General features: G+C 64.5%; 17 protein-coding genes, 1 tRNA gene and 4 pseudogenes. 13 read left to right on the top strand and 9 right to left on the bottom strand.

From position 1 onward, the window contains the following. The first annotated feature begins 20 nt into the window (after positions 1-20). The 3 genes from KI242_RS18230 (at position 21) to KI242_RS18220 (ending at position 3,535) form a co-directional block, all read left to right on the top strand. Entirely contained in the window at positions 21-1,775 is a 1,755-nt protein-coding gene (locus tag KI242_RS18230; RefSeq protein WP_053159120.1) for an acyl-CoA dehydrogenase, read from the top strand. Positions 1,776-1,934: 159 nt separating this feature from the next. Beyond that, a complete protein-coding gene (locus KI242_RS18225) occupies positions 1,935-2,213 on the top strand; it encodes a hypothetical protein (protein ID WP_134532605.1) in 279 nt (92 codons plus the stop codon). Then, positions 2,210-3,535 carry an MFS transporter gene (locus KI242_RS18220; RefSeq protein ID WP_041752313.1) on the top strand — a complete coding sequence of 442 codons (1,326 nt, stop codon included), beginning with the start codon at positions 2,210-2,212 and terminating at the stop codon, positions 3,533-3,535. The genes KI242_RS18225 and KI242_RS18220 overlap by 4 nt, the downstream gene beginning before the upstream one ends. Positions 3,536-3,568: 33 nt before the next feature. On the opposite strand, the gene KI242_RS18215 is transcribed toward KI242_RS18220, so the two are convergent. Next, complete coding sequence (locus KI242_RS18215) at positions 3,569-4,465, bottom strand: LysR family transcriptional regulator (protein WP_011061759.1); 897 nt, start codon at positions 4,463-4,465, stop codon at positions 3,569-3,571. A gap of 115 nt (positions 4,466-4,580) precedes the next feature. On the opposite strand from KI242_RS18215, the gene mdlC reads away from it, so the two are divergent. The 6 genes from mdlC (at position 4,581) to KI242_RS18185 (ending at position 12,580) form a co-directional block, all read left to right on the top strand. After that, positions 4,581-6,167: a benzoylformate decarboxylase gene (gene mdlC, locus KI242_RS18210; protein WP_015635942.1), complete on the top strand. Its 1,587-nt coding sequence runs from the start codon at positions 4,581-4,583 to the stop codon at positions 6,165-6,167. A gap of 81 nt (positions 6,168-6,248) precedes the next feature. Further along, a complete protein-coding gene (locus KI242_RS18205) occupies positions 6,249-7,640 on the top strand; it encodes an MFS transporter (RefSeq protein ID WP_015635941.1) in 1,392 nt (463 codons plus the stop codon). Between the two features lie 43 nt (positions 7,641-7,683). Next, positions 7,684-8,607, top strand: a complete 924-nt coding sequence (locus tag KI242_RS18200; protein WP_053152266.1) for a 2-dehydropantoate 2-reductase — start codon at positions 7,684-7,686, stop codon at positions 8,605-8,607. A gap of 138 nt (positions 8,608-8,745) precedes the next feature. Then, positions 8,746-10,221, top strand: a complete 1,476-nt coding sequence (locus KI242_RS18195) for an aldehyde dehydrogenase family protein (protein ID WP_011061755.1) — start codon at positions 8,746-8,748, stop codon at positions 10,219-10,221. Positions 10,222-10,341: 120 nt separating this feature from the next. Beyond that, positions 10,342-11,598, top strand: coding sequence for an OprD family porin (locus KI242_RS18190; RefSeq protein ID WP_011061754.1), 1,257 nt, complete (start codon positions 10,342-10,344; stop codon positions 11,596-11,598). Between the two features lie 268 nt (positions 11,599-11,866). Next, positions 11,867-12,580: a GntR family transcriptional regulator gene (locus KI242_RS18185; protein WP_011061753.1), complete on the top strand. Its 714-nt coding sequence runs from the start codon at positions 11,867-11,869 to the stop codon at positions 12,578-12,580. Between the two features lie 4 nt (positions 12,581-12,584). Here KI242_RS18185 and KI242_RS18180 read toward each other — a convergent pair whose 3' ends face one another. The 3 genes and pseudogenes from KI242_RS18180 to KI242_RS18170 form a co-directional block, all read right to left on the bottom strand. Next, positions 12,585-13,535, bottom strand: a complete 951-nt coding sequence (locus tag KI242_RS18180) for a PDR/VanB family oxidoreductase (protein WP_053159210.1) — start codon at positions 13,533-13,535, stop codon at positions 12,585-12,587. A gap of 55 nt (positions 13,536-13,590) precedes the next feature. After that, positions 13,591-14,649, bottom strand: coding sequence for an aromatic ring-hydroxylating dioxygenase subunit alpha (locus tag KI242_RS18175; protein WP_015635937.1), 1,059 nt, complete (start codon positions 14,647-14,649; stop codon positions 13,591-13,593). A 275-nt stretch (positions 14,650-14,924) separates the two neighbouring features. Beyond that, positions 14,925-16,072, bottom strand: a pseudogene (locus tag KI242_RS18170) (PatB family C-S lyase). Between the two features lie 384 nt (positions 16,073-16,456). On the opposite strand from KI242_RS18170, the gene KI242_RS18165 reads away from it, so the two are divergent. The 3 genes from KI242_RS18165 (at position 16,457) to KI242_RS18155 (ending at position 20,199) form a co-directional block, all read left to right on the top strand. Then, positions 16,457-17,704, top strand: a complete 1,248-nt coding sequence (locus KI242_RS18165) for a pyruvate carboxyltransferase (RefSeq protein WP_194237705.1) — start codon at positions 16,457-16,459, stop codon at positions 17,702-17,704. Beyond that, entirely contained in the window at positions 17,697-18,644 is a 948-nt protein-coding gene (locus KI242_RS18160) for an AEC family transporter (protein WP_077934337.1), read from the top strand. The genes KI242_RS18165 and KI242_RS18160 overlap by 8 nt, the downstream gene beginning before the upstream one ends. 514 nt (positions 18,645-19,158) lie before the next feature. Then, complete coding sequence (locus KI242_RS18155; protein ID WP_011061749.1) at positions 19,159-20,199, top strand: ABC transporter substrate-binding protein; 1,041 nt, start codon at positions 19,159-19,161, stop codon at positions 20,197-20,199. Between the two features lie 105 nt (positions 20,200-20,304). Here KI242_RS18155 and KI242_RS18150 read toward each other — a convergent pair. The 3 genes and pseudogenes from KI242_RS18150 to KI242_RS18140 form a co-directional block, all read right to left on the bottom strand. Further along, positions 20,305-21,185, bottom strand: a pseudogene (locus tag KI242_RS18150) (LuxR C-terminal-related transcriptional regulator). Positions 21,186-21,259: 74 nt separating this feature from the next. Further along, positions 21,260-22,678, bottom strand: a complete 1,419-nt coding sequence (locus tag KI242_RS18145) for an aminotransferase (protein WP_210458523.1) — start codon at positions 22,676-22,678, stop codon at positions 21,260-21,262. Positions 22,679-22,731: 53 nt separating this feature from the next. Then, complete coding sequence (locus KI242_RS18140; protein WP_103408302.1) at positions 22,732-23,832, bottom strand: polyamine ABC transporter substrate-binding protein; 1,101 nt, start codon at positions 23,830-23,832, stop codon at positions 22,732-22,734. A 405-nt stretch (positions 23,833-24,237) separates the two neighbouring features. Between KI242_RS18140 and KI242_RS18135 the strand changes: the two genes are divergently transcribed. After that, positions 24,238-24,311, top strand: a tRNA-Cys gene (locus KI242_RS18135). Positions 24,312-24,410: 99 nt separating this feature from the next. Here the strand turns inward: KI242_RS18135 and KI242_RS18130 are convergent. Together KI242_RS18130 and KI242_RS18125 are read right to left on the bottom strand one after the other, a co-directional pair. After that, positions 24,411-25,238, bottom strand: a pseudogene (locus tag KI242_RS18130) (tyrosine-type recombinase/integrase); the annotation flags it as partial. Between the two features lie 124 nt (positions 25,239-25,362). Beyond that, a pseudogene (locus tag KI242_RS18125) lies at positions 25,363-25,620 on the bottom strand (DNA cytosine methyltransferase); the annotation flags it as partial. Position 25,621 lies beyond the last annotated feature (1 nt).

Here is a 25,621-nt window from a genome sequence, read left to right as displayed (position 1 = left end):
CTACTCGATGAGGTGTCCCCATGTGGAGCTACCAGGCGCCGCTGCGCGATATGCAATTTGTCCTTGAGCACTGGCTGGAGGCCCCCGAAGCGTGGCGTCGCAGCCCGGCGTTCGAGGCGCTGGACCTGCCCCTGGCGCTGCAGGTGCTGGAGCAGGCCGCGCGTTTCAGCCAGGACGTACTGGCGCCGCTGAATGCCAGCGGCGATCGCCAGGGTTGCCAGTGGGCAGACGGGCAGGTCAGCACCCCACAGGGTTTTGCCGAGGCCTATCGGGCCTATGTCGAGGGCGGCTGGCCGGCCCTGGCCTGCGCCGAAGCTTTGGGTGGCCAGGGCCTGCCGCAGCTGCTGGACGCGGCGCTGCAAGAGATGCTCTATGCCAGCAACCACGCCTGGGCCATGTACACCGGCATCGCCCACGGCGCCTACTTGTGCCTCAAGACCCACGGCGCGCCCTGGCTCCAGGAGCGCTACCTGCCCGAGATCATCAGCGGCGCGAGCCTGCCCACCATGTGCCTGACCGAGCCCCAGGCCGGCAGTGATGTCGGCCTGTTGCGCTGTCGTGCCGAGCCCCAGGCCGATGGCAGCTATCGCCTCAGCGGCAGCAAGCTGTTCATTTCCGGCGGCGAGCATGACCTCACCGACAACATCCTGCATCTGGTGCTGGCCCGGCTGCCGGGCGCGCCGGAGGGCAGCCGGGGAATCTCGCTGTTCCTGGTGCCCAAGCGCTTGCAGCAGGGCCAGGGCAACGGCGTGCGCTGCGACGGCATCGAACACAAGATGGGGATCAAGGGCAGCGCCACCTGTTCCCTGGTGTTCGAGGCGGCCCAGGGCTGGCTGGTGGGCGAGGCCCATCGCGGCCTGGCAGCGATGTTCGTGATGATGAATTCGGCGCGCCTGCACGTGGGCCTGCAAGGCCTGGGGCATGTCGAAGCGGCGTGGCAGAACGCCCGTGACTACGCTGGCGAACGCCAACAGATGCGTGCGCCATTGCGCCCCGCCGGTGTCGCCGCCCAGGCCGCCGACCCGATTCGCTACCACCCGGCCATGCGCCGCGTGCTGCTGGAATTGCGCGCCACCAGCGAAGGCCTGCGGGCCATCGGCTACTGGGCCGCGCACCTGCTGGACCAGGCCGAGCATCACCCTGAACCCCAGGTCCGGCGCCAGGCCGATCAGCTGGCGCAACTGCTGACGCCGATCATCAAGGCGTTCTTTACCGAGCAGGGCTTTCGTCAGGCCAGCAACGCCTTGCAGGTCTTCGGCGGCTACGGCTACGTCGCCGAGTTCGCCATCGAGCAGACCCTGCGCGATAGCCGCATCGCCATGATCTACGAAGGCAGCAACGAGATTCAGGCCAACGATCTGCTGTTGCGCAAGGTGCTGGGGGATGGCGGGCAGGGCTTCGCGCTGTTGCTTGAGCAATTGCGCGATGAGGCCGGGCACGGCGCCCAGGTGCCCGAGTGCGTGGGGTTCGCCCGGTCGTTGGCGGATCTGGCCGAGGCGTTGCAGGCACTGGTTGCCCAGGTGCAGCAGTGGGCGCTGGAGGATGCCGAGTACCCGTATCGCGCGGCCGGGGATTTTCTGGCGTTGTGTGGCCTGAGCCTGCTGGCGCTGGCCTGGGCTCGGGCGGCGCGGGTCTCGCACAGTTTGCCCGAGGGCGATCCGCTGCGTGGGGCGAAGCTTGAGACGGCGGGGTTCTTTTTCAGCTACCTGTTGCCCCAGGTCGAACAGCGGATGACGGCGGTGCGCGGCGCCCGGGCGGCGCTGGCCTTTATCTGAGGCGATGCAGGCTATTGGATCCAATATCGAAGCGAACCACGCCACAGGCTTGCTTAGCAGTGAGCCTCGTAGTGGGGCTCGTCGCCTGCCTGAACGGTGATGGTCGATAATCGCCCGCTAATCCCGGTGCCTTGTCGGGCACCTAAGCATTTGATCCCTATGGAAATTAACCCCGACCCTGGTTGGTCTGGGATCTTTTGCTCAGCCGTTTCAGCCCGTTCGTCTCTTGTTATTGGATCCATTAAGCGCTTTATTGGCGACCTGGCGATGGCAGGAGCCCTCCTGACCGTCGGCAATAAAAACAACAATAAGGGTTTCGTCATGAATGTCTTATCGACGGTGTGCAGCCGCCTGGCTGGCGCGCGCTGGCTGTCTGTGTGCACAGGTTCTTTGGGTGTTGCGCTTCGGGTCCTGGCCGAATGGCAGGTGCGCCCATGAACCTCGATCTCAAGCAACGGGTCGACCAAGGCCCGATGGGCTCCTTCCAGTGCCTGGCGATCGGTATCTGCATTGTCCTCAACATGATCGACGGCTTCGATGTACTGGTGATGGCCTTCACCGCCGCTTCGGTGTCCGCCGAGTGGCAACTCAACGGGGCGCAGATCGGTCTGCTGCTCAGTGCCGGTCTGTTCGGCATGGCCGCCGGTTCGCTGTTTATCGCGCCCTGGGCCGACCGCTTCGGGCGCCGGCCGCTGATCCTGTTCTGCCTGCTGCTGTCGGGTGTCGGCATGCTGCTTTCGGCCGGCAGCCAGAGCCCTTTGCAACTGGCGCTGTTGCGCGGCCTGACCGGCCTGGGCATCGGCGGCATCCTGGCCAGCAGCAACGTGATCGCCGCCGAGTATTCCAGCCGCCGCTGGCGCGGCCTGGCGGTCAGCCTGCAATCCACCGGCTATGCCCTGGGCGCGACCCTGGGCGGGCTGCTGGCGGTGTGGCTGTTGACTCATTGGGGCTGGCGCTCGGTGTTCCTGTTCGGCGGCATCGTCACCTTGCTGGTGATCCCCCTGGTGCTGCTCTGGCTCCCCGAATCCCTGGACTTTCTCCTGGCCCGGCGGCCGGCCGATGCCCTGGCGCGAATCAATCGCCTGGCCGGGCGCCTGGGCCATCCGCAACTGCTGCAAATGCCCGCGGCAGCGGTACGCGAGCAGGGCGCCGGCAGCGGTTTTGACCAACTGTTCGCCGGGCCGATGCGGCGCACCACGCTGCTGATCTGGCTGCTGTTTTTCCTGGTGATGTTCGGTTTCTACTTCGTCATGAGCTGGACCCCGAAACTGCTGGTGGCCGCCGGGCTCTCGGCGCAGCAGGGGATCACCGGCGGGGTGCTGCTGAGTGTCGGCGGGATCTTCGGCGCGGCGCTGGTTGGCGGCTTGTCCTCGCGCTGGCCGCTGACCCGGGTGCTGTCGCTGTTCATGCTGGTGACCGCCGGGCTGCTGGTGCTGTTCGTCGGCTCGGCCTCCTCGATTGCCGCGGCCCTGGGCCTGGGGCTGCTGATCGGGCTGTTCGCCAACGGCTGCGTGGCCGGGCTCTACGCCCTGTCACCAGTGGTCTACGACGCTTCGGTACGGGCCACCGGGGTCGGCTGGGGGATCGGCATCGGGCGCATTGGCGCGATTGTCTCGCCCACGGTGGCCGGGGTGTTGCTGGATGCCGGCTGGCAGCCGCTGCACCTGTACGCAGTGTTTGCCGTGGTCTTCGTGCTGGCGGCGGGTTGCCTGTTGTTGCTACGCCCGGCGCCGCCGCAGGCGCAAGCGGCCCTGGCTTAGCCCGCGGAACCGGATAAGGCGGCGGGCGCTGTTTCAAGACTGGCCGTCGATGATCGCCGCGGCCACGGCCTGGCGGAACCAGCTCAGGGCGGCGGAGCTGTCGCTGTTGGGGTGCCAGTGCAGCGAGACTTCGAACTCCCCCACGGAAAACGGCAGTTCCAGTTGCCGCAGGCCGCCTTCGAGGGTGAACAGGCGGGCGATCTGCGCTGGCAGCACGGTCAGCAGGTCGGTGCCGGGCAGCACTTTGGGCAGCACCGAGAAGTGCGGCACGTGCAGGCTGATGCGGCGCCGGGCGCCCATCTGCTTGAGCACGTCCTCGACGCTGCCGTGGCCGGTGGTGCGGGTCACGGCGATGTGCCGCTCGGCGAGGAACTGCTCCAGGCTCAGCTGGGTGCCGATGCGCGGATGACGGTCGCTGAGCAGGCACACGTAGCGCTCGCGGATCAGCACCTGGCTGCGGGTGCCGGTCAAGGGTTTGCGGCAGATCAGCGCGTCGACCTTGGCGCTGCTGAGCCACTCGCCGGCCTGGTCCACCTGCAGCGGCAGGACTTCGACTTCAGCCTCGGGGGCCTGCTGGTTCAGGCGCGCCAGGATCAGCGGCAGGAAGCCCATTTCGCCAAGGTCGGAGAGGGCGATGCGAAAGCGCCGTTCGGTGGTCGCCGGGTCGAAGCGCCGGGTGCTGTGCACGGTGTTCTCGATCCGCGTCAGGGATTCGCGAAAGGCCGGGTACAGCTCATCGGCCAGTTGGCTGGGCTGGATGCCGTCCCGGGTGCGGCTGAACAGGCCGTCGTCGAACAGCTCGCGCAGCCGCGCCAGGCCGTAGCTGACCGAGGGCTGGGTGACGAACAGGCGCTCGGCGGCCAGGGTCACGCTGCGGGCTTCGTAGAGGGTGACGAAGGTGCGGATCAGGTTCAGATCGATGTGGCTCATGCTGCCTCATGGATATAGACGGGTCTTATTTTTAATAGAGATAGTATCGATTTGATCAATTTCGTGGCGGCTGCAAGAGTAACTCAAATTCTAAAAAACAGCGGCAAAGGTCCATATGAAAACCGTCCATAGCGCCTCCTACGACATCCTGCGGCAACAAGGCCTGACCACCGTGTTCGGCAACCCGGGTTCCAACGAGCTGCCCTTTCTCAAGGGCTTCCCCGAAGACTTCCGCTACATCCTCGGCCTGCATGAAGGCGCGGTGGTGGGCATGGCCGACGGCTTCGCCCTGGCCAGCGGCCAGCCGGCCTTCGTCAACCTGCACGCCGCGGCCGGCACCGGCAATGGCATGGGCGCCCTGACCAATGCCTGGTACTCCCACAGCCCGTTGGTGATCACCGCCGGCCAGCAGGTGCGCTCGATGATCGGCGTCGAGGCGATGCTGGCCAACGTCGATGCACCGCAGCTGCCCAAGCCCCTGGTCAAGTGGAGCGCCGAGCCGGCCTGCGCCGAGGACGTGCCACGGGCCCTGAGCCAGGCGATCCACATGGCCAACCAGGCGCCCAAGGGCCCGGTGTACCTGTCCATTCCCTACGACGACTGGGCCCGCCCGGCGCCGGCCGGGGTCGAGCATCTGGCCCGGCGCCAGGTGGCCACTGCCGGGCTGCCCTCGGCGGCGCAATTGCGTTCGCTGGTGCAGCGCCTGGCGGCAGCGCGCAACCCGGTGCTGGTGCTGGGGCCGGATGTGGATGGCAGCCAGAGCAACCACCTGGCCGTGCAACTGGCGGAGAAACTGCGCATGCCGGCCTGGGTCGCGCCGTCCGCTTCGCGCTGCCCGTTTCCCACCCGTCACCCGAGCTTTCGCGGGGTGCTGCCGGCAGCCATTGCCGGCATCAGCCGCTGCCTGGCGGACCACGACCTGATCCTGGTGGTGGGGGCCCCGGTATTCCGCTACCACCAGTTCGCCCCGGGGGACTACCTGCCCGCGGGCACCGAGCTGCTGCACATCACCTGCGACCCCGGCGAAGCGGCGCGCGCGCCCATGGGCGATGCGCTGGTGGGGGACATCGCCGAGACCCTGCAGGCCCTGGTCTGGGCGCTGCCGGATTGCGACCGGCCGCAGCCCCAGGCCTTGCCGCCGGCTGCTCCGGTCGAGGAGCTGGGCGGCCTGCTGCGCCCGGAAACCGTGTTCGACGTGATCGATGAGCTGGCGCCCAAGGATGCGATCTACGTCAAGGAGTCCACCTCCACCGTAGGCGCCTTCTGGCAGCGGGTGGAAATGCGCGAACCCGGCAGCTACTACTTCCCGGCCGCCGGTGGCCTGGGCTTCGGCCTGCCAGCGGCGGTGGGGGTGCAACTGGCCCGGCCGGAGCGGCGGGTGATCGGGGTCATTGGCGACGGCTCGGCCAACTACGGTATCACCGCGCTGTGGACGGCCGCCCAGTACCAGATCCCGGTGGTGTTCATCATCCTCAAGAACGGCACCTATGGCGCCCTGCGCTGGTTCGCCGGTGTGCTGCAGGTCAGCGACGCCCCGGGCCTGGACGTGCCCGGCCTGGACTTCTGCGCCATCGGCCGCGGCTATGGCGTGCACTCGGTGCAGGCCAACACCCGCGAGGCGTTCGCCCAGGCCCTGAGTGAGGCCCTGGCGGGCGACCGCCCGGTACTGATCGAGGTGCCGACCCTGACCATCGAACCCTGAGGGCTGCCTTGTCGCCGGGCGCGAGCCCGGCCTTGCCAACCGCAACCTGCGGACTCACCAGAAGAATAAAAAGAGGTGGTTATGAACACGACTTCGGTCACTGCTGTGATAGATGACGCGCCCCAGCCGGCGCGTTCCGGTTCCACCCACGCCGACATCGGCACCTTGCTCGACCATGGCCCCTTCACCGGCATGCAGAAGCTGGTGGTGTTGCTGGCGGCGCTGTCCATCGTCATGGACGGCTTCGACGGCCAACTGATCGGCTTTGCCATTCCGCTGATGATCAAGGAGTGGGGCATCACCCGCGAGGCGTTCGCTCCGGCGGTGGCGGCCGGGCTGATCGGCATGGGCATCGGCAGTGCCTGTGCCGGTCTGTTTGCCGACCGGTTCGGCCGGCGCATGGCGATCATTGCCAGTGTCTTCGTGTTCGGTGCGGCCACTTGCGCCATTGGCCTGGCGCCCAATGCGCTGGCGGTGGCGGCCCTGCGTTTTATCGCCGGGCTGGGCATCGGTGGCGCGCTGCCCAGCGCCACCACGGTGACGGCCGAGTTCACCCCGGCGCGGCGGCGTACCCTGGCGGTGACGGCCACCATTGTCTGCGTGCCCCTGGGCGGGATGCTGGCGGGGTTGTTCGCCTCCCATGTGTTGCCGCTGTACGGCTGGCGCACCCTGTTTTTCATCGGCGGCAGCCTGCCCATCGTCCTGGGCTTTGCCTTGCTGGCGACGCTGCCGGAGTCGCCGCGCTTTCTGGCGCGCCGGCCCCAGCGCTGGAACGAGCTGGGCACCTTGCTCGGGCGCATGGGCCGGCCGATGGCGGCGGGGGTGGTCTACACCGATGCCCTGGAGCAGAAGAGCGAGAAGCAGGGTGGTTTCCGCGCCTTGTTCGCCCTGGGCTACGGGCGTGACACCCTGGCCCTCTGGGTGGCGTTCTTCATGTGCCTGACCGCGGTCTACAGCGCCTTCAGCTGGCTGCCCACCATGCTGCTGTCCGAAGGCCTGGAGCTGTCGGTGGCCGGTTCCGGGCTGACCGCCTACAACCTGGGCGGGGTGATCGGGGCACTGGTGTGCGCGGTGGCCATCACTCGCTGGGGTTCGTTCTGGCCGCTGCTGATCTGCTGCGCCGGCGGCGCGGCCAGCGCCTTCCTGTTGCAGGTGGTGGACATCCACCAGGACACCGGGCTGCTGATCTTCGGCTTCGGCGTGCACGGCCTGTTCGTCAACGCCGTGCAGTCCACCATGTTTGCCCTGTGCGCCTTTATCTACCCCACCAGTGTGCGCGCCACGGGCACCGCATCGGCCCTGGCCTTCGGGCGCCTGGGGGCGATCCTCAGTGCCTTCGCCGGAGCCCTGGTGATCACCCAGGGCGGCGCCAACGGCTACCTCACGCTGCTGGGTTCGGTGATGGTCATGGCGCTGCTGGCGCTGCTGATCGTGGGCCGGCACATTCCCCGGCGTCTGCCGGGCCAGTCATGAACGCGGCCCGGTGCGTGAACCAGCCACTCAAACAGGAGGTTCGATGAACATCACCATTCTTGGCGCGGGCGCCATGGGTTCGCTGTTTGGCGGCCTGCTGGCGCAAAGCGGCCAGCAGGTAACCCTGCTGGACATCAACGACGGGCACCTTGCGGCGATCCGCAGCGACGGCCTGCTGCTGGCCACCGACAGCGGCGAGCGGCGCATTACCGGCCTGCACGCCTGCCGTCCGGAGCAGGCCACGGGGCACCCCGACCTGTTGCTGGTCTTCACCAAGACCCTGCACACCGACAGTGCCTTGCGCAGTGTCGCCGGGCATATCGCCGGCCACACCCTCGTACTGACCCTGCAGAACGGCCTGGGCAATGCCGAGGCGCTATCCCGGCATGTGGCCCCGCAGCAGGTGCTGATCGGCATGACCAACTGGCCCGCCGACATGGTCGGGCCGGGGCAGGTGCATTCCCACGGCCAGGGCATGGTGCGGGTGCTGGCCCTCGATAGCCGCGAGCGCAACGCCAGCCAGGAGGTGGCGGCGGTGCTGGACGCTGCCGGGCTGAACTGTGCGGTGGACCCGCAGGTCTGGACCTCTATCTGGGAGAAGGTGGCCTTCAACGCCGCCTTGAACAGCCTGTGCGCCGCCACCGGCTGCACCGTGGGCCAGCTGGACGCAGCGCCGGAAGGCGTGGCCCTGGCCCGGTCCATTGTGCTGGAGGTGGTGGCGGTGGCCAGGTCCCAGGGAATAGAGCTGGATGCCCAGGGCTGCCTGGACAGTGTGGCGTTCGCCATTGCCCATCACCGCACCCACAAGCCTTCGATGTTGCAGGACGTGCTGGCAGGGCGGCCCACGGAGATCGGCTCCATCAATGGCCAGGTGCTGGAACGGGCGCGGCAGGCGGGGGTGCCCGTGCCCCACACCGAAACCCTGCTGGGCCTGCTGCGCCTGATCGAAAAACGCGCCGCCTCGTAGGAGCCGGCTTGCCGGCGAAGAGGGCCTTGGGGCTTGTGTGGCGCTGGCGGGCGCCTTCGCTGGCAAGCCAGCTCCTGCATACGCCGGCTTTTGTGTGACACATCGGTTTATGAATGCTGTTCCATGAGGAGATTTTCCATGAGTGATTCCAACGCGGTCTATCGCGATCTGCACCTGCAACCCATCGCCGGACAGTGGCGCGCCGGCGCCTCCGGCAAGACCCTGGTGGTGAGCAATCCATTCGACGGTGCACAGCTGCTGGAACTGGCCCAGGCCAACCGCAGCGACCTGGACGCGGCCTACGCCAAGGCCGCCCAGGTGCAGCCACAATGGGCGGCCCTGGGCCCGTCCCAGCGCGCGGCGGTGCTGCACCAGGCGGTGGCGATCTTCGACCGGCGCCAGGAGGAAATTGTCGACTGGATCATTCGCGAATCCGGCAGCACGCGGATCAAGGCCCTGGCCGAGTGGGGCGCGGCGCGGGCCATCACCCTGGAGGCGGCGTCCTTCCCGGCGCGGGTCCACGGGCGGATTGTCGAATCCGATGTGCCGGGCAAGGAAAGCCGGGTGTACCGCAGCGCCCTGGGGGTGGTCGGAGTGATCAGCCCGTGGAACTTCCCGCTGCACCTGACCCAGCGCTCCATCGCCCCGGCCCTGGCCCTGGGCAACGCGGTGGTGGTCAAGCCGGCCAGCGATACGCCGGTGTGCGGCGGCCTGCTGCTGGCCAGAATCTTCGAGGAAGCGGGCCTGCCCGCCGGGGTGTTCAGCGTGGTGGTGGGGGCCGGTAGCGAGATCGGCGATGCCTTTGTCGAGCACCCGGTGCCGGCGCTGATCACCTTCACCGGCTCGACCCCGGTGGGGCGCGGCATCGGCCGCATCGCCAGTGGCGGCGAGCACCTCAAGCACGTGGCGCTTGAATTGGGGGGCAACAGCCCGTTCGTGGTACTGGACGATGCCGACCTGGAACAGGCGGTGAACGCCGCGGTGTTCGGCAAGTTCCTGCACCAGGGGCAGATCTGCATGGCGATCAACCGCATCATCGTCGACGAGCGCCTCTATGACGCCTTCGCCCAGCGCTTCGTGGCCCGGGTCAAGCAGCTCAAGGTGGGGGATCCGCAATCGCTGGACACAGTGATCGGCCCGGTGATCAACGCCCGCCAGTTGCAGGGCCTGCAGGACAAGATCGCCCTGGCCCGCGAGCAGGGCGCCGAGCCACTGTACGAGGGCGGGCAGAACGGCAACCTGCTGGCGCCCCATGTGTACGGCGAAGTGCGTGCCGACATGGACCTGGCGCGCAATGAAATCTTCGGCCCGCTGGTGGGGCTGCTGCGCGCCCGGGACGAAGCCCATGCCCTGGAGCTGGCCAACGACAGCGAATTCGGCCTGGCCAGCGCGGTGTTCACCGGCAACCTGGAGCGCGGGGTGAACTTCGCCCGGCAGGTGCGCGCCGGCATGACCCACATCAACGATGTGCCGGTGAACGACGAGGCCAACGCGCCCTTCGGTGGCGAGAAGAACTCAGGCCTGGGGCGCTTCAACGGCGACTGGGCGATCGATGAATTCACCCGGGACCACTGGATCAGCCTGCAGCACCGGCCGCGTCAGTATCCCTTCTGACCCGGCACCTTTGAATAACGCCCGGCCGCCCTGGCCGGGCTTTTGAGCATCCGTGAGCGCGCGGGCCCTTGTCGGCCTGTCGGGCACGGCTGCGCCTATGAAAAGCGGAGAACAATAATAATGAACACCCGTCATCCGATGCAGTGCCGTTCCCTGGTGGGGGCTTGCTTGTCCGTGGGCCTGTGCGTGCCCGCCTGGGCCGCCGACGACAGCGGTTTTTTCGAGGGGAGCAAGACCGACCTGCTGCTGCGCAACTACTACTTCAACCGGGATTTTCGTGACCATGACGCGCCCAAGGGCCAGGTCGAGGAGTGGGCCCAGGGCTTTATCCTCAAGTTCAGCTCCGGCTACACCCCGGGCACCGTGGGCTTTGGCCTGGACGCCATCGGCCTGTTCGGCCTCAAGCTCGACAGCAGTCGCGAGACTAGCGGTTCGGAGTTGCTGCCGGTGCACGACGACGGGCGCGCGGCGGACAATTTCGGTCGCGCCGGAGCGGCCCTCAAGGCGCGGATTTCCGCCACCGAGTTCAAGGTCGGCGAGCTGCTACCGGACATTCCACTGCTGCGTTATGACGACGGCCGCCTGCTGCCGCAGACCTTCCGCGGGGCCATGCTGGTCTCCCGAGAGATCAGCGGCCTGGGGCTGCAGGCTGGGCAGTACCGTGCCGTCAGCCTGCGCAACTCCTCGGACATGCAGGACCTTTCGGCCTGGGCCGCGCCCGGGGTCAAGTCCGACGGTTTCAACTACGCCGGTGCCGAATACCGCTTCAACCAGCAGCGCACCTTGCTCGGGGTCTGGCATTCGCAGCTGGAAGACATCTACCGCCAGAGCTACTTCAACCTGCTGCACAAGCAACCGCTGGGGGACTGGACCCTGGGGGCGAACCTGGGCTACTTCATCGACCGCGACGATGGCAGCGCGCGTATCGGCCGGGTCGACAGCCACACCGCCTATGGCCTGTTCTCCGCCTCCCGGGCCGGGCACACGCTGTACCTGGGGTTGCAGAAAGTCAGCGGCGACAGCCCCTGGATGTCGGTCTACGGCAGCAGCGGCCGGACCCTGGGCAACGACATGTTCAACGGCAACTTCAGCAACGCCGGCGAGCGTTCGTGGCAGGTGCGTTATGACTATGACTTCGCCGCCTCGGGGATTCCCGGGCTGCTGGCCATGGTGCGCTACGGTCGTGGCGACAGCGCCACCACCAAGGTTGGCAATGACGGCCATGAGTGGGAGCGCGATACCGAGATCGGCTACACCCTGCAGAGCGGCACCTTGAAGAACCTCAGCCTGCGGCTGAACAACGCCACCAACCGACGCAGCTTCAACAGCGACTTCGACCAGACCCGGCTGATTGTCAGCTACCCGCTGTCGCTCTGAAAACCCTGTAGCCGCTGCCGAAGGCTGCGAACGGCTTGGGCGGCATTCCGACGCAGCAGACGCAACGATTCCACGGGCGCTGGAGGTCCGGCGGCAGATCGCCAGGCAAGGTCCTGCGGACCTTTGCCCAGCCTCGCCGAGGCTCGGCAGCGGCTACAGAGGTAACCGCCGCTTCGTGCTGCTTCGTATGGCTACGGCAATCTCGGGGTGAGTGTTGCGTGGGGGCTTGCGTTACTATGGCCGCCCACGTTTTCAGGAAGCTGCCCGGATGAGCAAACCCGGTCAAACGGTGCTGGTCGCGCTGCGCAAGATGATCGCCTCGGGCGAGTTGGCGGCAGGCGAGCGCTTGATGGAAGTGCCCACCGCCGAGCTGTTCGGGGTGTCACGCATGCCGGTGCGCATGGCCTTTCGCACCCTGGAGCAGGAAGGCCTGCTGGTGCGGTTCGGCGGTCGCGGGTTTCAGGTGCGCTCGGTGAGCGCCGAAGACATCGCCGGGGCGGTGGAGGTGCGCGGGGTGCTGGAAGGCCTGGCGGCGCGCCAGACCGCCGAGCGCGGGCTGTCGGCCGAGGGCCGGGCGATTCTCGAACGCTGCCTGGTCGAGGGCGATGCGCTGTTCGACAAGGGCTATGTCAACGAAGAGGACCTGGAGCTCTATCACGACCTCAACATGCGTTTTCACCAGGTGATCGTGGCGGGCAGCGGCAACCCGGCGATCGCTGATGCCCTGGCGCGCAACGACCACCTGCCGTTCGCCTCGGTCACCGCCCTGGCAGTAGACCGCCAGGACATGGCCCGGGAATACCGGCGCTTCAACTATGCCCACATGCAGCATCACTCGATATTCGATGCCCTGGTCAATGGCCAGGGTGCGCGGGCCGAGGCCCTGATGCGCGAGCATGCCAACGCCACCTTGCGCTATGCCGAGATCTTCGGCTCGGCCGTGGCCGACGAGCGCATGAGGCTGATCCTGCGCCCGCAGTGAGGCTCTACAGATCCAGCACCAGCAGCGGGCTCCTGGCCCGGGAACAGCAGGGCGTGAACTGATCGTTGCGCGCCTGCTCGTCCTCGGTGAGGAACAGGTCGCGGTGCTCCGGTACCCCTTCCAGTACCCGGGTCAGGCAGGTGCCGCAGATCCCTTGCTCGCAGGAAATCGGCACTTCGATGCCCTGGTCCTGCAGCACCTGGACCACGCTGCGATCGGCCGGTACCTGGAACACCTGGCCGCTGCTGGCCAGCTTCACCGCAAAGCTGGCGTCGGCGCTGTGGTCGATGGGCGCAGCGCTGAAATATTCGCGGTGCAGGCATTGCTCCTTCCAGCCCTGGGCCCGGGCGTTGTCCAGCACGTGTTGCATGAAACCGCCGGGGCCGCAGACATACAGGTGCACGTCGTCCCGGGGCCCGGCCAGGGCCTGGGCGATATCCAGGGCGGTGTCCGGTTGTTCGTCGAAATGCAGGCTCACCCGCTCGGCAAAGGGCGAGGCCTGCAAGCGCTGGACGAAGGCCGCGCGCTGAGCCGAACGGGCGCAGTAGTGCAGCTGGAAATCCGCGCCGCTGTGGGCCAGCTGTTCGGCCATGCTGAGGAGCGGGGTAATGCCGATGCCGCCGGCGAACAGCAGGCTGCGCCGTGCTGCGTGCTCCAGGGCAAAGAGGTTGCGTGGCTCGCTGATGCACAGGCGCGTGCCTACCTCCAGTTGCTGGTGCAGGCTGTTGGAGCCACCGCGGGAGGCAGGGTCCTTGAGCACGCCGATCAGGTAGCGGTGGCGCTCTTCAGGGTGGTTGCACAGGGAGTATTGGCGCACCAGGCCGTTGGCCAGATGCACGTCGATATGGGCGCCGGCGCTGAAGGCGGGCAGGGGGCTTGCGTCGGCCGCGGCCAGTTCGAAGCTGCAGATGTCCAGGGCTTCGTCGTGGCGCGCGGCCACCAGTACGTCGATCATCATCGGTCCTCGCCGGTGGCCGCATCCGGGCCGCCAGCCTGTCGGGTTCGGGGGGTTAACGGCTTGTGGCGATCAAGGGTTCCCGGGGCTCGCGCTCCTGGGCGATCAGCCGCTCCAGGACCCGGCGCGACTGCACGCCGCCGGCGTCGATATTGAGCTTGAGCAGGTTGCGCTGGGGCTGGGCGAGAAGGTTCTGCTGCTGGCGCTCAAGCATCTCCAGGTCCTCGCTGAAGATCTTGCCCTGGCCTTCGCGGATGCTCTCGGTGAGCGCCTGGTCCTGGGGGTTGAAGTTGCGCGCCATGCCCCAGAAGTACCAGATCGAGGTGTCGCTTTCGGGGGTGATGAAATCCACCACGATGCTCGACGCCTTGTACTGCGCAGGGGCGTCGTAGCCACCGTGGCCGGCATGGGCCACGCCGACTTCGATCAGCACATGGCTGGGCGGGCTGAAGCGGCAGATCTGCCAGCGGTCCACCGGCACGTCGTCGGCCAGCTGGTTGCCGCGCAGGGCCATGCGCCAGAAGGGCGGCGGCATGACGTTGTGCATGTGCCGGGCGGTGACCACCTGATCGCCGTCTACCGTGGTCTGCGGTGGCGCCTCGTCGATTTCCTTCTGGCCGATGCTGGAGGCATGCACGTAGGTTTCGTGGGTCAGGTCCATCAGGTTGTCGATCATCAGCCGGTAGTCGCACTGGATGTGGAACAACCCGCCGCCATAGGCCCATTGATCGTTGTCGGCCCATTCCAGGTGATGGATCAGCGCCGGGTCGGCCAGGGCCTGGTCGCCGGGCCAGACCCAGATGAAACCGTAGCGCTCCACCGCGGCGAAGGTCTTGTTGCAGGGGAAGCCGCGCACCCGCTGGCCGGGCATTTCCACGGTCTTGCCGTCGCAGCCCATCACCAGGCCGTGATAACCGCATACCAGGTTGCCGTTCTCGACATAGCCCAGGGACAGCGGCGCGCCGCGATGGGGGCAGAAATCCTCGACGGCGGCTACCCGACCTTCATGGGCGCGGTAGAACACCATGTGTTCGCCGCAGATCTGCCGGCCCAGGGGCTTGCCCTGCAATTCATCGGGGGTGCAGGCAACGTACCAGGCATTCTTGGGGTACATGACGTCTCTCCAGGCGTTTGTTGTTTTTATTTAATGGATCCATTAAATGGTTGGCGCTCTGGGGGTGTCAAACAAATATGCTGATTTAGTGTTCGATAATCGGCTGCTATAGGGGGTTTGGATCCAGTGAAGGGGTTTATGGATCCATTGTTCGCGCGTCAAGGCGCAGCGCGCCGAAGGGCCGGTGGACAGTTGCGGGACGAGGCTGGTGGGCAGGCCGCAGCGCCAGGGGGGATCTGGCGGCTGCGGTGTCTGGGACGAAGTGGGTGGGAGAATCAGCGCCGTTGCAGGCTGTCCTGCAGGCGCTGGATGCCGTCTTCCAGCAAGGCCCGCGGGCAGCCGAAATTCAGGCGCACGAACTGCCCGCAGTCGTCTCCGAATTCCAGGCCGGCGCTGAGGCCGACCTTGGCTTGCTCGAGGAAGAAGGCGTGGGGGCGTCGAGGCCCAGGGCGCTGCAGTCGAGCCAGGCCAGGTAGGTGCCCTGGGGCGCGTGCATGCGGATGCCGGGCAAGCGGGTCTGCACGGCGTGCAGCAGATAGTCGCGGTTGGCCTGCAGGTAGCCCAGCAGGGCCTGGAGCCAGGGGCCGCCGTGGGTCAGGGCGGCCAGGGTGGCTTCCAGGCCCAGGGGGCTGACGCTGTCCACCATGCCGGCGCGGGCATTGTTGAAGGCCAGGCGGGTGGCAGGGTCCTGGATGATGGCGAAGCAGGTCTTCATCCCGGCGATGTTGTAGGCCTTGCTGGCCGACATCAGGGTGATGGTACGCCGGGCGATTTCCGGGCTCAGGGAGGCGGTGGGGATGTGCCGGCGGCCGTCGAAGCACAACTCGGCATGGATCTCGTCGGAAATGATCAACGCGCCCTGGTCCAGGCAGGCAGTGGCCACCCCCAGAAGTTCGTCCCGGGGGAAGACCTTGCCCAGGGGGTTGTGCGGGTTGCTCAGGAGCATCGCGCCGGCGCCTTGCAAGGCCTGGCGCAGGGCGTCCATGGGGGTGTCGTAGGTGCCGTCGACGGTGAGCTGGAACGGCACTTCGACCTTGTCCAGGCCCCAGTTGCCCGGGGCCAGGCGCAGGGGGCGATAGTTGGGGGTTTGCAGCACCACCTTCTGCTGCGGCTGGACGAAGGCGTGCAGGGCCATGTTGAACCCGGGCTCGACCCCGGGGAGGAAAATCAGCTCGTCGGGCCTGACGCGCCAGGCGTATTTGTCCCACAGGTCGGCGACCACCGCCTCGCGCAATTCGTCCCGGGCCACGCTATAGCCCAGCAGCGGGTGCTCCAGACGCTGGCGCAGGGCCTGGAGGATGCCATCGGCCACGGCGAAATCCATGTCCGCCACCCACATCGGCAGGACATCCTCGGGGTAGCGGCTCCATTTGGTGCTGCCGGTGCCATGACGGGGGTGCAGGGTATCGAAATCGAAGCTCATGAACGGATCTCGTCGGGTCGCGGGGGAGAAAGGAACTGATTCTAGCCTCACCTGGCGCTGACCGGCAGGCGCTCTTGGGCGGGCTCGCAGGCCAGTGGCCGGATGTTGACGGGCAGCGAGTGGAATACTGAAGTTTTCCAATGTGTTGCCTGCCATTGAGTTAGTTGCTTGTTTAATTTGTGAAGTTATTTTTTCGTTAATATCCAATCAATGATCTTTATTGTTTTTTGTAGTTTGTTTGTGATTATTTTTTGTTTTGTCTTTTAAGAACTGTCTTAGGTCGAGTTTTTGTTTGTTGCTATATCGTGTGTTGGTTGTTGGGTTTTAATTTGATGTCTCAACTCAATGAGCAGGCAAGTAAAACAATCAGCAAGGAGCATGAAAATGATGGTTGAGAATGGAATTCGCTATTGTGATTACTCGGTCCCGCATCTGGTGGATGAAACGCTTAGAGAAGGCATTGAACGTACTGCCTTTCCGATCACGGTAGAGGCCAAGGTCGCAATCCTCAAATCCATGGTGGCGGCAGGCTTGAGGGATTTCGTGGTGGGTTGCGGCCCTGAGGAACCCCTGGTCTGGGACCGTCTGCATTTGGCTCGGGACGCCGGTGAACTGCCGGCCGACACCCGGGCCACCTTCATTATTCTGCTCAACTGCTGGGAAACCGCTTTCGACTATTTCAAGGCTCGGGAAGCCCATCGCCAGTGGATCGCCGATACCGTGTTCAGCTTCGGCATGATCACCTATCGGCAGAGCACCGGGGAGTTCGAACGGGCCATCGAGGCCTTTCGCAGTATCGGCGCGGTCAGGTTCAAGGCCAGTGTGCTCAACAACTTCCGTGATGGGGTGTCGAACCGCAGTTATCAGGAAATCTGCCGGCAGATTGACTGGGCTGCCGGCCTGGGAGTGGAGATCATCAGGATTAACGATTCCGTGGGCTCATTGCAGCCTCACGTGACCCAATGGCTATGTTCCAGGCTGGTGAAGGATTTCCCTCAACTGGTGTTCTGCCTGCATGCTCACAATGACAACGGGCTGGCGCTGGCCAATACCATGCAGGCCATTCATTCGGGCTTTCAGATGGTTGAAGGGTCATTGGCCGGCTTTGGCAATCGCTCCGGTATTGCCCCACTGGAACAAGTTGTGAAGTTGTGCCAGGCCAACAATATAAAACTGGGCTCCCTGGAACTTGATCTGCCGGGCCTGATCAGCGCCGCTCATCAGTGTGAAGAGGCGTTTTTGCAATTGCCCAGTATCTATCGTGCGGTGAGTGGCAAGTTTGAAACGCTTTCCAACTACGGCGTCCTGAATATTCCGGACTTTCTCGAAACCAATGATGAGAAGGGCTATTTCGTCAACTATGTCGGCCTGCATCCGCAGACTTTACGGCAGGCTCTGGAGAACTATTCTTCGGCCGGGCTGGATGTAGGGGCTATTGCCGACCAGGAGCTGTGGGCCATAGTGGACAGCCTGAAAAACGAGATGCAGGCGTCCATACCCCATATCGAGTCCCAGTACCGGCAGGTGATGGGCGGGGTAATGGATTTCTATCGCGCGTCCACCTACACCCCTCGCCAGCTGGCGGTGTATGCCGAGCAGCGCATTTTCCGCAGGCGTGCGGCCCATGGATAAGGTCTTTACGGTGGTGATACCGCTGTTTGCCATGATCTTCGCCGGCTACTGGATAGTGCGGATCGGGGTGATCGCCAAGGACACGGTGAACGGCCTGGTGGGGGTGGTGTTCTGGCTGTTCCTGCCGTGCTTCATCTTCATCAAGACCCTGGGCACCCGAGACCACGGCGAGCTGGACTGGAGCCTGCTGAGCGCCTACTACTTGGCCTGCCTGGTGACCTTCATCATCGCCGTCGTCGGTGGCCGGCTGATCTGGGGCGGCAACGCCAGGGTGGCGGGCCTGCGGGGGCTGTCCTCGATCTCGGGGGTGGTGGGGTACATGGGCCTGCCGCTGATGGTCATGGCCTTCGGTGACGCAGCGGCGCTGCCGACCCTGATGATTACCATGGCCGACAACCTGGTGATCCTGGCAGGCGGGGCGTTGCTCATGGAGCTCACTGCCCAGCAGGAGGTTCAGGCCCGGCCGGATCTGGCCCGTGTATTGCTCACCACTCTGCGCTCGATTGTCAGTAACCCGCTGATCCTGGCGGTGGCGCTTGCGGGATTGTTCATCCTGCTGGAGTGGCAGTTGCCCGGCCCGTTGCAGATCTTTGCCACGCAGATGACCAACGCCACCGGGCCGCTGGCCCTGGTAGCCCTGGGTGCGGCCTTCGCGGTGCACCGCAACCACAACCTGATCCAGGGGGATTCCCTGGCCCTGGCGCTGTTGAAGGTGGTGCTGCTGCCGGTGCTGGTGTTCGTTTCGGCCCGTTATGTGTTCGACCTCAGCGACTTCCTGATCAAGATCGCGGTGATCATGGGGGCGCTGCCGGTGGCGGTGAACGTCTTCATCCTGGCCTCGCGCTACAAGACCTACGAAACCGAGGTGTCCAGCAGCATGCTGCTCTCGGCGGTGCTGGGCATCGGGGTAATCTCGGGATTGCTGGTGCTGCTGGACTGAAGCCCTGATCGACCAAGGTACCCCCGCAGGCGTGATATGCCTGCGGGGTGTTTTGCGTTATGCCGGCTGGCCCGATTGCGGCTTTTTTACCCCGGCTGTCCTCTAGGCAGCTTTTCCCTTGCCTGTGCCTCACAAAAACCTCGTTTCGTAACGCCCCGGGTTATGGAAACAATGAACCCCTGCATCCGCCTGCCCGACTGCCACGGGCGCTCCTGCGATGCACTGCCGATCGATTTGTTCTTCCTACAAAAACAACAGGGAGCAAGCGATGAACTGCCATTCGCGCATGACCACGGCCGGTTGCTCCGGACGGGTCGCCACTACACCAAACGATCAGGGCCGCAGAGCCCGCAACGGTGATGATCCGGCTACGCGGCCTGCGCCGCGCGAGCCCTTGCGCCGCTGACCAAGACTCGTAGTGCCTGGTGCTGTACCGCCCGTTGCATACGGTCGCTTCCAGGCTCTTGTTGTGCGGGTTCGTGCGGGCGAGCCGGCTTTCTTGAGGATGGGTTTCATGTCCAACACCTTGCGTTGCGGCGTTGCGTTGTCGTGGGTCTTGCTGTGCACCGGGGCTTACGCCCAGCCGCAGAACCTCACGGTCATTTCCTTTGGCGGAGCCACCAAACAGGCTCAGGAGCAGGCCTACTTCCAGCCATTCAACCAGAGCGGGGCGGCCCGGGTAGTGGCCGGCGAATACAATGGCGAGCTGTCGAAGATCAAGGCCATGGTCGATGTCGGCAAGACCAGCTGGGATGTGGTCGAAGTGGAGAGCCCGGAGCTGCTGCGTGGCTGTGACGAGGGCCTGTTCGAACCCTTGGACCTGGCCCGTTTCGGGGACCCGGCGCAGTACGTGCCCGGCACGTTGACCGAATGCGGGGTCGCCACTTATGTGTGGTCGATGGTCATGGCCTTTGCCCCGCAGAAGCTGGCGAAGGCGCCGCAGTCCTGGGCGGATTTCTGGAACCTCAAGGACTTCCCCGGCAAGCGCGGCTTGCGCAAGAGCGCCAAGTACACCCTGGAAATTGCCTTGCTGGCCGACGGTGTGGCGCCTGCCCAGTTGTATCAGGTGCTCAACACCCCCGAGGGCGTGACCCGGGCTTTTGCCAAGCTCGACCAGATCAAGCCCTACATCCAGTGGTGGGAAGCCGGGGCTCAGCCGCCGCAGTGGCTGGTGGCCGGTGACGTGGTGATGAGCGCAGCCTACAACGGGCGCATTGCCATGGCCCAGAAGGAGGGCATGCAGCTGAGTATCCTCTGGCCCCAGAGCCTGTACGACCCGGAGTACTGGGCGGTGGTCAAGGGCTCGCCGAACAAGGCCCTGGCCGAAGCCTTCATTCTGTTCGCCAGCCAGCCCCAGGCGCAGAAAGTGTTCTCTGAAAACATCCCCTACGGGCCGGTGCATCGTCAGGCGCTGCCATTGCTACCTGAGGCGGTGCAGCGGCAACTGCCGACCTTCGAGGCCAATTTGAAGGGCGCCAGGGCAGTGGACGCGGGGTTCTGGGTCGATCATGGCGAGGAGCTGGAGCAGCGTTTCAACGCCTGGGCCGCCCGCTGATGGAAAGGCCGTAGGAGCGAGCTTGCTCGCGAAGATCGTCAACGAAAACGCCGCGTTCACTCAGTGGCCGCGGCGTTTTTGAGTGCATCGCGAGCACGCTCGCTCCTACAGGGGGCTTTGGCTGGTGGGTGCGGGCTGGGTCAGCCAGTCGATGAATAGCGCGAACAGCTCGGCCTGGGAGTTGATGGTCAGCTTGGTGTAGAGGTTCTTGCGGTGCATGCGCACGGTTTCCGGGGAAATCTCCAGCACCTTGGCCGTGGATTTTACCGAGTGCCCCCGCAGGATCAGGTGGGCAATTTCGCGCTCGCGAACCGTCAGCAGTGGCTGGCCAAAGCTCATGAACGCCGCTTCGATCTGCTGGTTGAAGTTGGCCGGTGCCGGGGCGGGCAGCGCGTCCTGACTGGCCTGGTGCAACAGCGGTTGCAGGCCGCTACCGCCGAAACGGCGGATCAGCTCGCGCACCAGCGGTTCCACCGCCCGCAGCAGCGCCAGGGGTTCGCTGGCGAAGCGCTCACCGCTCAGGCCCTGGAACATGCACAGGGAAATCTTGCTCTGGGGATCGAGGTCGACGATGTAGTAACTGTCTTCCGCGCCCCGGTCTTGAGGTAGTAGGTCTTGTAGTACTCGCTGCTGAAGAAGTCGTCCGGGGCGATTTCCGACAGGTGATAGAAACCTTCGGCCAGGCCGTTTTCCACCGCCAGGCAGAACGGATCCAGCAGATAACCGCGGGAAAAGTAGCGGTTGATGATCTCGTCGCGGTAGGCGCCGACTATGCCCCGTTCATGCAGCAATTGCGGTGGCAGGCCCTTGCGTTCCAGGCTGATCATCATCGATTCGATGGGCGTCAGGGCGTTCAGCGCCGTCGCCAGGTGCTGCAGGAAAGTGCCATCGTCCACGCTGCCGAAGGCCTGGGCCAGGCAGGCGTGCCAGGCCTGCAGGGCAGGGAGGCTGAGGGGGGCGGTAGAAGTGTTTGCTGGTGCGCTCATGCCCGGCAGTCTAACGGTCGGGCGCAGGCCCGGTAAGACCCCGGGCCGATATTCGCGCTGCCAGCGGCTAGGGGTCATTGGCCCAGGTACTGGCCGTTCTGGCGCAGTTCGGCGGCGGCTTCGAGGATGCAGTCGCGCAAGGTGGCAACTATCTCGTCGATCTGCTGGCGAGTGATGATCAAGGGGGGGGACATCACATTGAGATGGCCGATGGGGCGCACCAACAAGCCTTTGGCCTGGGCCCGCAGATGGATGCGCTCGGCGATGTTCAGCGCATCGGGCAGCAGCGCCTTGGTGCGCTTGTCGGCGACGAATTCGACGCAGGCCATCAGCCGCTTGCAGCGCACGCTGCCCACCAGGGGCAGTTCGGCCAGGGTCTGCAGGCGCTGCTCCATATAGACGCCGACCTCTTCGACATGGGCCAGCAGGTTTTCCCGCTCGATGATCTCGATGTTCTTCAACGCCGCGACGCAACTCACCGGGTGCCCGCTGTAGGTGAAACCGTGGGTGAAGCAGCGACCCTTGCCCGGCTCGCCGATGACCTGCCAGATGCGTTCGGAGAAAATGCACGCGCCCAGGGGCAGGTAGCCCGAGGTCAGGCCCTTGGCAGTGGTGATGATGTCCGGCTGCATGCCGAACACTTCCTCGGAGGCGAAGAAAGCACCTAGGCGGCCGAAGGAGGTCACCACTTCGTCGGCGACATACAGCAGGTCGTAGCGCTGGCAGATTTCCCACATGCGCTGGTGATAACCCTCGGGAGGAATGATGACCCCACCGGAGCCCATGATGGGTTCGGCGAAGAACGCCGCCACCTTGTCCGGGCCCAGGGTGAGGATTTTGTCTTCGAATTCCGCTACCAGGAACTCGAGGAAGTCCGCTTCGCTCATGCCGGCCGGCGCCCGGTAGTAGTTGGGGCAGGAGATGTGGTGAAACAGGTCGCTCATGAAGTCGAATTCAGGCGCTCGGTCAGCGGCCTTGTTACCGATGGACATGGTCAGGAAGGTGGAGCCGTGGTACGCGTTGTGCCGCGAGATCACGTGCTTCTTCTCATGCTTGCCGCGACTGTTCTGATAGAACTGCACCAGGCGGTAGGCAGTGTCCACCGCGGTGGAGCCGCCGGTGGTCAGGAACACGTGGTTCAGGTCCCCTGGGGCCAGGCTTGCCAGCTTTTGGCAAAGCTCGATGGCGCTGACATTGGCCATGTCGCAGAACGGGTTGGAGTAGGCCAGTTGCCGCACCTGGTCGGCGATGGCCTCGGCCATTTCCTCGCGGCCCAGGCCGATATTGGTGCACCACATGCCGCCTACGGCATCCAGGTAGCGGGTGCCGGCGGTGTCATAGATGTAGGCGCCGTCGCCGGCAGCGATATTCAACGACCCCTGCTCGCGGTGTTCGTCGAACATATGGAAGCCGTGCATGTAGTGCGCCTTGTCGGCGGCCACCAGTTTCGAATCGTCGAACTGCTGGAAGAAGGCGTCGGGTTGGATAGCCATGGGCTTCACCTCGGGTAGCAATATGGGGTGGAAAGTCTGTGGGGGCGGGGGGCTCACTTGCCGATCTTCACCATGTTCCAGGTACGGGTGATCAGCCGGGTGCTGGCGGGCGTCTGGATCTTCTGGGTGAACAGCCGCTCGCGGGTCTGGGCATCGGGGTAGATCGCCGGGTTGTCCCGCACCTCGGCGCTCAACAGTGGTGTGGACTTGAGATTGGCGTTGGCGTAGCGGATGTAGTCGCTGACTTCGGCCATGACCTTAGGTTGCAGCAGGTACTGGATAAAGGCATGGGCGCTGGCCACGTTCGGCGCGTCGGCGGGGATATAGAAATCGTCGAACCAGATCAGCGAGCCTTCCCTGGGAATGAAATAGTCGAGCTTGACCGGTGCCCCGGCCTCGTTGGCCCGGGCCTGGGCCGTGGCGTAGTCGCCGGACCAGGTGGCGCTGACGCACAGGTCGCCATTGGCCAGGCCATTGAGGTAGCTGGTGGAGTCGAACTTGCGGATATAGGGGCGCACCGCCATCAAGGCATCCTGCGCCGCTTTCAAATCCTCGGGGGCGGCGCTGTTGGGATTGCGCCCCAGGTAAGCCAGCACCAGCGGCAGAATGTCGGTGGGCGAATCCTGCAGCGTCACCCCGCAATCGGCGAAGCGCGACACCACCTTGGGATCGAAGAGCATGGCCAGAGAACCGATGGGCGCGTCCGGCATGCGCTCGCGGACCTTGTCGACGTTATAGGTCACGCCATTGCTGCCCCAGGTGTAGGGCGCCGAGTACTGCACACCCGGGTCGTAGCTTTCCAGGCTCTTGAGCACCTGCGGGTCGAGATTCTGCCAACTGGGCAGCAAGGCCTTGTTCAGCGGCTGGAACACCCGCGCCTTGATCAAGGGCGGCACCAGGGCCGCGTTGAGCACCACCAGGTCGTAGCCGGAGCGCCCCGGCAGCAGCTTGCCCTGGACGGTTTCATAGGAATCGAAGGTGTCGTAGATCACCTTGATCCCGGTGGCCTTCTCGAACCCGGCGAGGGTGTTCTCGCCGATATAGTCCGACCAGTTGTACAAACGCAGGGTCTTGTCTCCAGGCTCACCGGCCTGGGCCCAAGCCGTCGTCAGTGCCAGAACCACGCCAAACATCGCAGGGAAAGCTGTACGCATACTTCAATTCCGCCTTGAACGTGATGGAGGGAGCCCGGGTCGAGCCGTTGGCGTAACTGTCCGCGAGCGCCCCGGCCCACGCCATAACCCGATCGGGTAGGTGGGCAAACACAGAAGGGGGCAGCTATCTGGATGGGTTTGTGCAATCATCCCGCCTCGTTGGCGAACACCAGGCTGTTCGCCCGACGGATTGGCTCAGCCCGGAAACCTGTAGAAACAGCCCGGCAGAAAAAATCTCGAATAGGAGTTGCCAGGAATGGAAAACACGTCCATAATTGCGACCATTCCTCAGCGAGGAAACGGAAAAACTCTTTAGAAATCAAAGAGTTACGAGGTGAAGTTGATCTCGTTAGCCGTTCCAGTTTGTACGTGTCCAGTGTTGTGTTTCAGGCATTGGGCATTTGGGGCCGAGTAGCAAAATGGTTATGCAGCGGATTGCAAATCCGCCTACGCCGGTTCGATTCCGACCTCGGCCTCCACCCTTGAAAACCCCGTAGATTAACGTCTACGGGTTTTTTTACTGCCTGTATGAAAGTGCTGGCGTACCAAAACTTTAAGGCTGGCGTACCAAAACTTTCCTATTTCGTCGGGTTTGCGATGGCGCCAACTCGAACGTAAATCTTCTTTGTGGTCTCCTGTTTTGAGTGTCCGAGAAGCCGGCTCGCGTCGTCCAGGTCGAGAATTTCAGATGCCACCTTCGGTCGGATATCACGGAACTGAAACCCTGCGATTTTCTTAGCCAGGCCCTGGTCGCCTTGTTCGATAGCCTCAGCCACGGCTTTTGACCTGGCGTCGTCCCATCTCTGGCATAGCATGCGCTCGGAGACCTTCTTCCCCGACTTGCTCACGATCAAATAGCCAGAGTTTATTTTTTTCGGTCTGGCAATAATTCTCTCGATGAGCAGGCCCAAGCTATTTTTCTGGCCATCGACCTCCATGAGGATTCGGATCTTCTTGGAAGTCTTGCCTTGGCCAACGCGCAGATACACTCCCTCCACATCATCGACACGCATTAGTCGGACATCGGCTGGGCGCTGGCCGGTCAGGTAGGCCAGATCCATTGCCTCCTGCAGTTCAATTTCGCCTTTCTGGTAGACCGCCTTCCATACCGCGTCGTTTGCGTAATAGTCGCGCGGCGTTTCCTTGTTCTTACGAACGCCCTGGCAGGGGTTCTCTCTGTTGGTCAAACCCCATTCGCGCGCAATATTGAAGACGTGAGACAGTAAGGCGATTTCTCTGTTGGCTCTGGTTTTCGCGGATCGCTTATCGCGATAGGCAGCAATCATCGATGGCGTAATCGCATCCACCGGTATCTCGTCAAAAACTGGCCTTAGCTGCCTCAATTCGGCCTTGTTGTCCTTCTGAGTGCGCTCCGACTTTTTCGGGATGATGTCGCGCATGTACCTATGGGTCTTCCTTGGGCGCATTTCATCTCACTCGCGACAAATCAAAGTTCCAGGTGGGGACTTCAGCGGGCGGGTTGCTTTGCCCGCCATCGCCGGCAGGCTTTCCGATTGTTGAGTGGGGTGTTTAGAGTTGTTGCAGGATTCGCTGGCCGATCCAGCGGACGACGGTGACTGCCTTGCTGTTACCGATCGCCTTGTAGCGTGGGCCGTCTGGGCATTCGCTGGCAGGCTTGCCGCGCCAGGGGATTAGGGTGTAGTCCTCGGGCATGCCTTGGAGGCGTTCGCACTCGCGTGGGGTGGAGCGCCGAATACTGGAATTCGCGAGGATATGTGGTGTGCCGCCTGGGTCTGGTGCGTGATCGCCTGCTTGTAGGGTATGAGTA

It is taken from the genome of Pseudomonas sp. Eqa60 (assembly GCF_018326405.1).
GTDB lineage: Bacteria > Pseudomonadota > Gammaproteobacteria > Pseudomonadales > Pseudomonadaceae > Aquipseudomonas > Aquipseudomonas protegens.
This window is presented reverse-complemented; position numbering and strand designations above follow the sequence as displayed.